The organism is Paenibacillus macerans (genome assembly GCF_050565405.1).
Classification (GTDB): domain Bacteria; phylum Bacillota; class Bacilli; order Paenibacillales; family Paenibacillaceae; genus Fontibacillus; species Fontibacillus macerans_B.
In genome coordinates this window covers 1-10,858 of the sequence record NZ_JBNYYG010000017.1, presented here as the reverse complement: position 1 = coordinate 10,858, position 10,858 = coordinate 1, and the positions used below count along the sequence as shown (strand labels likewise).

At 51.9% G+C, this 10,858-nt stretch carries 11 protein-coding genes; 7 read left to right on the top strand and 4 right to left on the bottom strand.

Going from position 1 to position 10,858, the window contains the following annotated elements; genetic code table 11:
• Positions 1-22: 22 nt before the first annotated feature.
• A complete protein-coding gene (locus ACQ4N8_RS12520; protein WP_430704699.1) occupies positions 23-592 on the bottom strand; it encodes a TetR/AcrR family transcriptional regulator in 570 nt (189 codons plus the stop codon).
• 188 nt (positions 593-780) lie between these two features.
• Between ACQ4N8_RS12520 and ACQ4N8_RS12515 the strand changes: the two genes are divergently transcribed.
• Entirely contained in the window at positions 781-1,524 is a 744-nt protein-coding gene (locus ACQ4N8_RS12515) for an SDR family oxidoreductase (protein ID WP_430704698.1), read from the top strand.
• Between the two features lie 401 nt (positions 1,525-1,925).
• Positions 1,926-2,765 (top strand): MFS transporter, encoded by an 840-nt coding sequence (locus tag ACQ4N8_RS12510; RefSeq protein ID WP_430704697.1) that lies wholly within the window; start codon positions 1,926-1,928, stop codon positions 2,763-2,765.
• Positions 2,766-2,977: 212 nt separating this feature from the next.
• On the opposite strand, the gene ACQ4N8_RS12505 is transcribed toward ACQ4N8_RS12510, so the two are convergent.
• The 3 genes from ACQ4N8_RS12505 to ACQ4N8_RS12495 form a co-directional block, all read right to left on the bottom strand.
• Positions 2,978-3,703, bottom strand: coding sequence for a type II toxin-antitoxin system prevent-host-death family antitoxin (locus tag ACQ4N8_RS12505; protein ID WP_430704696.1), 726 nt, complete (start codon positions 3,701-3,703; stop codon positions 2,978-2,980).
• Between the two features lie 179 nt (positions 3,704-3,882).
• Entirely contained in the window at positions 3,883-4,449 is a 567-nt protein-coding gene (locus ACQ4N8_RS12500) for an NADPH-dependent FMN reductase (RefSeq protein ID WP_430704695.1), read from the bottom strand.
• A gap of 12 nt (positions 4,450-4,461) precedes the next feature.
• On the bottom strand, positions 4,462-5,520 hold the full coding sequence (locus ACQ4N8_RS12495) for an LLM class flavin-dependent oxidoreductase (protein ID WP_430704694.1): 1,059 nt from the start codon (positions 5,518-5,520) through the stop codon (positions 4,462-4,464).
• A gap of 129 nt (positions 5,521-5,649) precedes the next feature.
• Between ACQ4N8_RS12495 and ACQ4N8_RS12490 the strand changes: the two genes are divergently transcribed.
• From ACQ4N8_RS12490 to ACQ4N8_RS12470, 5 genes are all read left to right on the top strand, one after another.
• The gene (locus tag ACQ4N8_RS12490; protein ID WP_430704693.1) at positions 5,650-5,994 is read left to right on the top strand and encodes a winged helix-turn-helix transcriptional regulator; all 345 of its coding nucleotides are present in this window, start codon (positions 5,650-5,652) and stop codon (positions 5,992-5,994) included.
• 62 nt (positions 5,995-6,056) lie between these two features.
• Positions 6,057-6,896, top strand: coding sequence for a helix-turn-helix transcriptional regulator (locus ACQ4N8_RS12485; RefSeq protein WP_430704692.1), 840 nt, complete (start codon positions 6,057-6,059; stop codon positions 6,894-6,896).
• 144 nt (positions 6,897-7,040) lie between these two features.
• Entirely contained in the window at positions 7,041-8,006 is a 966-nt protein-coding gene (locus ACQ4N8_RS12480) for an aldo/keto reductase (RefSeq protein WP_430704775.1), read from the top strand.
• A 510-nt stretch (positions 8,007-8,516) separates the two neighbouring features.
• A complete protein-coding gene (locus ACQ4N8_RS12475) occupies positions 8,517-9,935 on the top strand; it encodes a GH32 C-terminal domain-containing protein (protein WP_430704691.1) in 1,419 nt (472 codons plus the stop codon).
• A gap of 31 nt (positions 9,936-9,966) precedes the next feature.
• Complete coding sequence (locus ACQ4N8_RS12470) at positions 9,967-10,719, top strand: MurR/RpiR family transcriptional regulator (RefSeq protein WP_430704690.1); 753 nt, start codon at positions 9,967-9,969, stop codon at positions 10,717-10,719.
• Positions 10,720-10,858: the final 139 nt, after the last annotated feature.

Sequence of the window (10,858 nt, the reverse complement as noted above, 5' to 3'; positions counted from 1 at the left end):
TGATGAGATAGGTGTCGCCGGGTTATTTTCGCGCAGGATAAACCTCGTTTTTCTCGAACAGCTTCCATAGCTGGTCGGCCATAAACTCCGGCGGGTGCGGCATGCCGTGCTGAATCCACCACTCCACGGTGCCGACGAAAGCCGAAGCCATGAATTGCGCGTTCAGCTCGCCGTCGATCTCCGAATGCGGGGTGCGCCGATCGAGTTTCTCTTTGACGTTGACCGCCACGAACGCCATGAGGCGTTGGCGGAACAGAGCGGCTCTCGAGGTGGAGAGCATGGCGGAGAAGAACAGGAAGTGATCCCGAATGTAGGCGAATACCGGCAAAAGTTCTCCCACCAACGGCGTTTCCCCATGGGGATCGCAAAAATGGATCAGCTTGTTCAAATGGTCATCGATCAGCTTGTCGAGCAAGTCGTATTTGTCGCTGTAATGCAAATAGACGGTTCCCCGGTTCACGTTGGCCCGGTCCGCGATGTCGTTGATGGTGATGTGTTCGAGATCTTTTTCGGCAAAAAGCTCCAGGAACGCTTTGGTGATCGCCTCTTTCGTTCTGACGATGCGGCGGTCGATTTTGGTCGGGGTCTCCATGTTGGCATGGCCTCCTTCTCGTTAATAAACAATTTCGCGCCGGATGTTGAGTATGCCACAAACGCGCGCGGATTAGCGATTGTTTTCCTTTCGGACCTCTCTATAATGATAATCAACGGACGTCAGATAATCAACACGAGTTGAATAAAAAGGCGCCTAAATTGAATATCTAAAAGGAGTGTATCGCCATGGAAAACCTAACATCGAAGGTCGTCATTATTACTGGAGCCTCCAGTGGCATAGGAGAAGCCACGGCCAAGCTATTGGCCGCGAACGGCGCAAAGGTGGTCTTGGCTGCGCGAAGAGAGGAGCGCCTGCAGCAAATCGTGAGCGAAATTCGCGGGGCGGGGGGAGAAGCGGCTTCCTTCCAGGCGAATGTGGCTTCCTCCGGGGACATGCAGAAGCTGGCGCAATTTGCGCTGGAACGTTATGGTCGGGTGGACGTGCTGGTGAACAATGCCGGCATCATGCCGGTGTCGCGGCTAAGCGAGCTGCGCGTCGAGGATTGGGATCAAATGATCGACGTGAACGTGAAAGGCGTGCTCTACGGTATCGCCGCCGTACTGCCGATCATGCGGGAACAGAAGTCGGGGCACATCATCAACGTGTCTTCGGTAGCGGGATATACGGTAAGCCCTACCTCGTCGGTCTATAGCGCGACCAAATTCGCCGTCCGCGCAATTGCGGAGGGGCTTCGCCAGGAGGAGTCCCCGGGATCCGGGATCCGCTCCACGATCGTTGCTCCGGGGATGGTCGAAACGGAATTGCTGAACACCGTCACCAGCCCGGAGGTGAAACAAATGGGCGAGATGATACGCAGTTTGAGCATTCCTGCCGACCGCATTGCCCAAGCGATCGCCTACGCCATCGATCAACCGGCAGATACGTCGGTGAACGAGATCGTGATCCGGCCTACGGCTCAGCCGATGTAAGGCGGAAGCCGAAGCGGATATTGATGCAGAAACGCGAACAACCGGTCCATATGGATCGGTTGTTTATGCTTTGCTGGTGAGGACCGAATCGAAGAGTTTATAGAAGCAGGGCAGGTCATTTGACCGTGGCTCGATTTCGGATTTATGATGAAATCAATAAATCGAAGTGTAAAGGAGACCCATTGCCGATGTCAGCTATCGCAAGACCTCTTTGTTAATTCGGATTTGCCCGGCCGCCCCGAGCGCCTCCAAGCTAATTGAGCGATAACAAGCCCATTAGATACGAAAGAGGTGCTCCCGTGAAAGACAGGCATAATATTCAATTGCTGTATGCGATTCGATTTTGCTCCAGCCTCATTCCGGCGTACGTGATCTAGCGGCTGTACTGGGAACAGCGCGGTATGACCATTCCGCTGGTCATCTATGCCGAAATCATTTACGCGCTGACGGTCGTTCTGCTGGAAGTTCCGTCCGGCGTGTTATCCGACAAGTGGGGCCGGAAAAGAATGCTCCTGATCAGTGCCGTTCTGGTCTGCTGCGAATTTCTGGTCTTGCTGTACGCCGCGAATTTCTGGCACTTCACTTTGGCCGTGTTTCTCGCGGGGATCGGCCGTTCGGCCAGCAGCGGTTCGGAGAACGCTTTGCTTTACGAGACTTTGCAGCGGCAAGGGAAGGCAGCATCGTTCGAGAAACGGCTTAGCCGGTTGAACGCCTGCGACTTTCTTGCCGCCATGCTGGCAGCCTTGTCCGGCAGTTGGCTTGCGGGCAGGTTCGGCTTGGAGTTGAATTATTGGATTTCGCTGGGAAGCGCGCTAACTGCGCTGCTGCTGACCTTTCTGCTGAACGATTCGGCAGCGAAAGCCGACGGCCAACCGTCCGGACAAGGATTTTCGTTTGCGCGTTACGTTACGGAAGCCCTGCGTTTCTTCCGGACAAATCCGGGCGTTCTTCTGGTCATCGCTTCCGGGATGGTTACCGGCGCAGCATTAACTTACATCTATGAATTTTGGCAGCTATACGCCGAACGCTTGAGTATGCTGATCGCTTTCTTCGGTGTGTTGTCCGGCGCCATCATGCTGGTGCAACTGCCCGGAAGCCTGCCGGCACATGCGCTGATTGCCCGGTTTCGACCGCAAACTTTGATCGTCTGCGTACTGGCGGTCCATGTGATCGGCTTCGCCTACGCCGCGGTCAACCCGGATTATACGGGCCTTGCCGCCATGATCATTATCTTCTGGTAGGCCTTGGCTTCGGTTATTTTTCCCTCCGGTACGACGTGTTTGGCGGGTATGGATTTATGGCGGTGCTGTGCGGTGTTTTTCTGATCGGGTTTATAGCAGCTTCGCGTCAAATCTGGAGGTAACGAACACACCCGGGCCCCTATTTCCATTGGTCCCGGGTGTGTTCATTAAATGGCTTGTGCACGGCTATTGCCTCGGTTCCGGCTGCCCGGTCAAGCGAAGAGTTCACGCATTGAAACTTGTAATCCCTGGAATAGCTGCGAGGTCACAAGCTCATCTCCAATATTCGTATAGACCGTCATGTCCGTTATTTTACCGTCGTCCAGGGCGTAAACGATGACTTGCGCTTTCACCGGATCGACGACCCAGTATTCCTTCACGCCGGATGCCCTGTATAAGTCGAGCTTGTAGATCAAATCCTTGCTGCGGGTGGAAGGGGATAACACCTCGACGACCAGCTTTGGCGTACCCTGATATTTGCCGCGATCATCGATTTGGTCCTGATCGCAAATGACGACCAGATCCGGTTGAACCACGCAAATATTCGACTTTTCCTTCTCCAACGTGATGTCGAACGGAGAAGTAAGCGGCGTACAAGGTTTACCTTTAAACCAAGTGTAAAACGTACCAAGAAGTTCTTGTACGGCAAGTTGGTGTTTGTACGAAGGAGAAGCCAGATTAAAGACGATGCCATCGATGAGCTCGAAACGCTGTTCCGAAGTTTCAGTCAGTTCGAGGAACTCCTCATAAGTTACCCAATCACGATCGGTGCTGTATAGCGCGTTTTCCTCCCTAAGGATGGTTTCGTCGATCCCGGCACAGGCCGTCAATTTGGCGATATCTCTGCCATTTTTGGTCACAATGACTTCCTCATGGGCTTCCGCAAATTTCAAATATTTGCCAAAGTGGTTTTGCATCTCGGTGGAAGGAACCCGCATCAAACCTCACTCCTTGATTAGCTATTATATACATAATATTAGCTAATTTATCGAAGTTTTTCAAGAGTATTAGCTAATTATTCGTGAAGGAGCAGGTTCCTTGTGATTGAAACCATTAGGTAGACACAGATGGTAAACGGCGGGCGGACGCGTTCCCAGGCTGTCGTTGCCGACGGCTCTTACAAATCGTAGGCCGCTTCTGCCGTTTCCCGAACACGGGCATACGTGTCGGCCCAAATAACGGTATCTTCCGCCAGTCGCTCGATTCGGAATTTGACATCGTCATTGACGATTTCTTTGCGGAAGAAGTCTTTTTCCTCGATAAAAACATACGTCTGCACCAGTTGTGCCTTCAAATAAGACAAAATCGGTTTTAACTGCTGCTCGGGGACGAGATAATGCCGGGATGACCCCGCCGTAGCCAGGATGCTCACCACTTTGCCTTGCAAGGCATTTTGCGGAAGCAGATCGAAGATGTTCTTTAACGTTCCCGGAATCGACGCCTGGAAAATCGGGGTGCCGATGATCAGGACATCCGCATCCATGATCGTTTTCGCCACGTATCCGGTATCGCCGTCATATTCCAAATAATTGCGGCCGTCGCTAAACTGCACTTGGTATTGGGCCAGATCGATAACCGCCGTTTCCGTGCCGGGATATTTATCGGCTATGGTTTTTATCGTGTAGTCGATCGCCGTTTTCGTTTTGGAACCTACGATGGTTCCGGATAGTCCAACCACTTTCATTTGTTTGCCTCCTCAGGATTTCTTCGTATATTTTCGGATCGCCGGCAAAATATCCGTGCCGATCAGCTCGATATTCCGCTGCAGCCGGTCAAACGGCATGCCGCCGAAATCGATTTGGGCAATATAGCGTTGATGGCCGAACATTTCGTGCTGATATAGTATTTTTTCGATGATTTGCTGCGGGCTGCCGACGTTCATGATGTGATGCGGATCGCCTCCCTGCATGAATAGCTGCTTATAGAATCCTTGTCCGTTGGTCTTCTTCATGCCTTCGTTGATGTAGGGATACAGTTCCTGCAACGCCTGCTGCGAGGTTTCGGCCGCATAGAAGAAGCCTGCTGTGGCGACAGGCAGCTCAGCCGGGTTGTGTCCTGCTTCGCTTGCGGCCTCACGATACATATCCACCGTCTGTTTAAAGGCCGAAGCAGGACCGCCCAAATGTGCCATATACATCGGAACGCCGGCATATCCGGCTTTGATCGCGCTGGCCGGGCCTCCGCCAACCGCCCGCCAAATCGGCATGGAGCCGTTCTGCGGACGGGGGAGAATCTTGGCATTACGCAACTGGGCGCGAAATTCTCCGCTCCAGTTGACGACTTCCTGTTCATTGATTTTCAGCAAAAGATCAAATTTCTCTTCGAACAATTCTTCATAATCGTGAACATCGTAGCCCAATAAATCAAAGAGCCCGACTCTGGAGGCGCGGCCTGCCACGATTTCCGCCCGGCCGCCCGAGATGAGATCGATTGTCGCAAAATCCTCGTACGCCCGGACCGGATCCAAGGTGCTGATAATCGTCGAGGAACTGCCAATCTTGATTTTACTCGTGGCCTGCGCAATTGCGGCCAGCACCACCGTGTGCGCCTGGGTCGCGAAATAGTCCTGATGGCTTTCCCCGACGCTAAAAAAATCAAGCCCCGCTTGTTCGGCGAGCTTCGCGTATTCAATAATTTGCCGAACTCGCTCCTGGGCCGAAATTCGCTGCCCCGTGTTTGGGTCGGGCAAATGGTCGCCCAAGGTATATATGCCAAACTCCAGGCCTTTGCCGGGATCGATACGGTATTTGTTCATAGGTTCCTCACCTCTTATTTTTCTGATGATTCGTTTTCTTGCCCTTATTATATTTCACTTACGAAAATTTAGTAAGTACGCACTTAAAAGTGGTATAGTTACTTATAAGAAACCAAGGAGGACTTTCCTATGGAAAAAAGCCCTAAGCTTTGCCGCGTCGACGACGCCCTGGAAATATTGGTGGGGAAGTGGAAGCCGGTTATTTTGTTGTACTTGCTGCAGGAGGGCACGAAGCGGTTCAGCGATTTAAAGCGCAAGCTGCCTGACATTTCCCAAAAGATGCTGACCCAAAAGCTGCGCGAATTGGAGGAAGAGGAGATTATCGAACGGATCGTTTACCCCGAGGTCCCGCCCCGGGTGGAATATTCGATCACGGAATACGGCAGGAGCCTGGAGCCGATTTTGGACGCGATGCACGAATGGGGCACAAGACATGTGCAGCGCAAGGTGCAAAAGCAGAAGCAAGTGCATTGAGTCGGTTGATCCGGGAGCGAACTCAATGGAATTTCAATGATTCCTTAAGAGAGGGGATTGCCATGCTTAATCGAAATGAAGGGAACGGAAACAACGCAAACGAGAGCATCAACAGCACCCGGGCCAAAATCATGGGCGATTATTTGAAATCGCGCCGGGCCCGGCTGCAGCCGGAACAGGCGGGACTGACAAGAACGTACGGCCAGCGCCGAACGCCAGGTTTGCGGCGCGAGGAGGTGGCGATTTTGGCGGGGGTTAGCGCAACCTATTACGCGTGGCTGGAGCAGGGAAGGGAAGTGGCCGTGTCCCGGGAAGTGATCGAAAGCATCGGCAAAGCGCTTCAGTTAAGCCAAGACGAGCATACGCATTTGCTCGAGCTGTGGAATGCCAATGAACCTGAAGCGGTGACGACCATTACAACGGAAGTCAAACCGCAGTGGAGAGAGATCGTAGGTGCGATGGCTTATCCTTGTTTTATCAGCAATGATCGGGCTGAATTGCTCGCCTGGAACCGTGCGGTCGATGAACTTGTTGCGGATGTTTCGACGCGGCCGCGGGGTCAACAAAATATGATGGCTATGCTGTTCACCGACCCGGAGATGCGAGAACGCTTGATCAACTGGGAAGAGATGGCGGCACATTCCGTGGCTATTTTCCGTACCTCCTATGACAAATATGCCCATGACCCGTGGTTCGCGCAGTTCGTCAATGAGCTTTCCGGGAAAAGCGCCGATTTTGCCGCCTTGTGGAAGCAGCATCGCGTGGAAGTGAAAAAGGTTACTCGGGTTTTCTACAAAAAACCTGGCGAAAACCAGATTCAGGCTTACGATATCAATTCGTTGGCATTTACGACGGATCATCCCGATCTGCATCTATGCATCTTTTTTCCGGTGTCGGACTAATGCCTACGGAAGCTGCGAGCCTGTTATTGCCGTTACTAGCATAAGCGTACGGTGGCTGTTCCCGGAACCGCGTTTTAGAATATGATCATGCACCAGCATCCATAATTGAAACTGCGGAAAGAGGGGAATCAGATGGGAAAGGCGATCACGCAACGAAAACTGGGAAGCCTGGGGCTTGAAGTGTCGACCCTTGGTCTGGGCACGATGATGATGCCGGACAACGAAGATTCGGTACGGACTATTCACGGTGCGCTGGATCTTGGCATCACGCTGTTCGACACGGCCGACATTTACGGCGAGGAATTTATGCAAGGAAAGTTCGGGGGCAACGAGCGCTTGGTCGGCCGTGCCTTGAAAGGGCGACGGGACCAAGCGGTGATTGCGACCAAATTCGGCATTGTATCACCTGAGCTGAAAACGCACGGACACCCCGCTTATGTGAAAAAATCGGTTGACGCCAGCCTTCTGCAGCTTGGCATCGATTATATCGACCTGTATTATCAGCACCGCATCGATCCGAATACACCGGTCGAGGAGACGGTAGGCGCCATGGCGGAGCTCGTCCAGGCCGGAAAAATACGCTATATCGGTCTGTCGGAAGCGACCGCCGACCAGATTCGCCGGGCCCATGCGGTCCACCCGCTCGCCGCGGTGGAAACGGAATACTCGCTTTGGAGCCGCGAAGTGGAGGACGAGGTGCTGCCCGTGCTGCGCGAGCTCGGCATCGGCTTTGTTCCGTACAGCCCACTGGGCCGCGGTTTCCTGACTGGGCAAATCCGAACCTTCGACGATCTGCCCGAAGATGATTACCGCCGCTTTTACCCCCGTTTCCAAGGCGAGAATTTCCTGAAAAACCTGGAGGTCGTAGCGCTCATCGAGAAATTTGCCGAACGAAAAGGCTGCACGCCGTCTCAACTGGCGCTCGCCTGGCTGCTGGCGCAAGGGGAACAGATCGTTCCGATTCCCGGGACGAAGCGTTTGGACCGGGTCCGGGAAAACCTCGGCGCCTTGGAGGTGACGCTCTCCGCGGAGGAATTAGCGGAAATCGACCGTATTTCACCGAAAGGGGCCGCAATGGGAGCGCGTTATCCGTCCTTTTTGCAGTCTTGAAGCAGTCAGGATGGAGGAACAACTGAAGAGCTAGATGTAGAAAGCCGCTTCGCCAATCAAATAAGATTTGCGGAGCGGTCTTTTGCTCTGTGCGGAAGAAAAAGCAAAAAAGCGGGCCTGGCAACTCATGTCGTTATGCGCATTGACAAGAAAAGGAAATTTCAATAAAAGAATTGATCGTTTCCATCATCTAACGCTTGCCACAGAACTTATTTCCCCCTAAATCATCGCTCTGCGATTTTAACGCTTGCCACAGAGCTTATATCGCTTTTCTGCTACCGAAACCATGGATTTTTGCCGCAATAGAGTGTCTCAGCGTCGTTAGAATCTTTATATCGTCGGATTCGCCATAACAGTGCTTATCATCAGCGTTAGAGTCAATCCTCCGTAGTTTTGTCGGGGCAGCGGGCCGGAAGAGCACCCAAGAGCACCCGTACACGGGTGCAGCGCCGGCGCGCATACGTGAGCGAGCTCCCGGGCCCCTTGATCAGTTGATGCGGAGTACGCTATTTGCATGGTTGGCGAGAAAACTACCGGGAGGGTCTTGACCAAGGCTGGTATTTGGTCGGAACGAAGGATTTCGTCGATTATCGGGAAGATGGATCCTGCAAGATTGAAGGCGGAACCGGCCATATTCTGAAAGTGGACGGGATCTATCATATGTTCTACTGCATATTTCCTCCGGGCAAGCAGTTGGTCTGCCATGCGATCAGCAGCGACTTGAAGACCTGGGAGTCCTTTCTCGAAGATACCTTTGCCGCGGATGACCGCATCTATGAACTGTCGGATTGGCGCGATCCGTTTGTGTTCTGGAATGAAGAGGAGGGCCAATACTGGATACTGCTTGCGGCGATGGCCAAAGGCCCAACAAACCGTAAAGGGTGTACTGCGCTGTTATCATCCAGGGATCTAAAAACTCGGGAATACCGAGAGCCTCTATATGCGCCGAATTTGCACGTAGGGGCCCATGAATGTCCTGATTTATTCCAGATCGGGGATTGGTGGTATTTGATCTATTCCTCCTATACGGGACGTTTTGCGACCTTTTACCGGATGAGCCGCTCCCTGGATGGCCCGTGGCTGACTCCTCAGGAGGATACCTTCGACGGCCGGGCTTTCTATGCGGCCAAATCCGTGTCCGACGGGCGAAGACGTTATCTGTTCGGGTGGAATCCCACGAAAAACGACGATTTATTCGGTTGGAATCCGACGAAATCCCGAGGCAAAGACTACAATACCTGGGATTGGGGCGGGAATCTGATCGTCCATGAAATCGTTCAGCGGCCGGACGGGACGCTCGGCGTCAAAGTGCCGGATACGGTTGATGCGGCGTTTTCGCTGCCGCTGCCCGTACAATACCAGGGCGTTACGGGAGATTGGCTCTTTACGGATCGCAAGCTCTCCTGCGTGTCGCCGTACGGCTTTGCCGGCTGCACGAGCCGGGAAGAGCTGCCTGAGCAGTGCAAGATTTCAGCCAGCGTCTCCTTCTCCGGGCCGACTCAAGGGGTTGGCTTCATGCTGCGAACAGAAGACGCGTTGGATGAGGCCTATTCTGTTACCCTGGAGCCGCAGCGGAATCGCCTTACCTTTCGCGGGAAGATCATGCAGTCGGAAGAGGGCGGGAAGACGTTCCCTTATGAGGTAGAGCTGGAGCGTCCGATAGAGCTTATTCCCGATCGTCCTTACGAGTTCAAAGTGTTTATGGACGGATCGATTTGCGAAACTTACGTGGATGCGAACATAGCGATGAGTGCCAGAATGTACGATATCCCGCGAGGGAAGCTTGGCTTGTTTGTCAGTCAAGGCTATGCTGAGTTTAGCGATGTGCGGATCAAGGGCCCCCGGGGGGACATATTCGGAGATTATTTCAAGAATGTTCAAGGGAGTCAGATCCTGAACGTGTTTAATATGGTATCCTTGTTTCAATAAAGTTTTCCGGATTGTTAAAAAGGAGCCTAAAATGAAAATTGAGAATCTGATCAGTGAAAAGTACAGTACGTTTAGTGAAGGAGACGTATTCCTAGCAAAATTCATTTTGAACAACAAGAAACTAATTCCGAATTTAAGTATCACCGAACTTGCTAATAAAAGCCTGACTTCTAAATCCTCCGTATTACGATTTGCTCAAAAGTTGGGATTCTCTGGATTTACCGAACTGAAAAATTTCATGAAATGGGGGGACTTTTTTTCCGAGAATTCAATGGCACATCGTGATTTTGGCGAGTATATCCGTAACAGTATCCATAATACGCTGGAGCATATCAAAAATATAAATTATCATGACATTCACAAGGCCTTTGATGAAAGCGAACATATTTACTTAATCGGGACAGGGCTGGCACAGCAGCTTCTGGCCGCAGAAATGCAAAGGGTTTTTTTAGGAATCGGCAAGGAAATGCAGGTTCTTCCCATCGGCATGCAAAACAATCTGTATCAAATCCTAATTGAAAGAATGGGTGAAAATGATTTGCTGATTATTTTCTCTCAGTCCGGAAATAACCAGACGCTTAAAGAGGCGCTCACCACACCTATTCTGAAAAATGTAAAGATACTTTCCATCACCGCTGATCAGAATAATTGGTTGGCTCATCATTCGACGTTCCATATTGCAACCCAGGTTGAACCCTCCAGTATGACGATGTTGAACTTGAACAGCACTTACCATGTAGTGATTGAAATGTTGGCTTACAGTTATTTAAAATACAAAATGTAAAAGGAATTGTATAGCACCTTTAAGAGATACCCCCATGTCGTAAGATATGGAAGTTGGTCAAGCCCCAATTTTGTAGACATTGAAAAAAGCCCTTAAGCTGCAAGCTGGCGCCGGAACTCTACCGGTGTCAGCTTGTTTA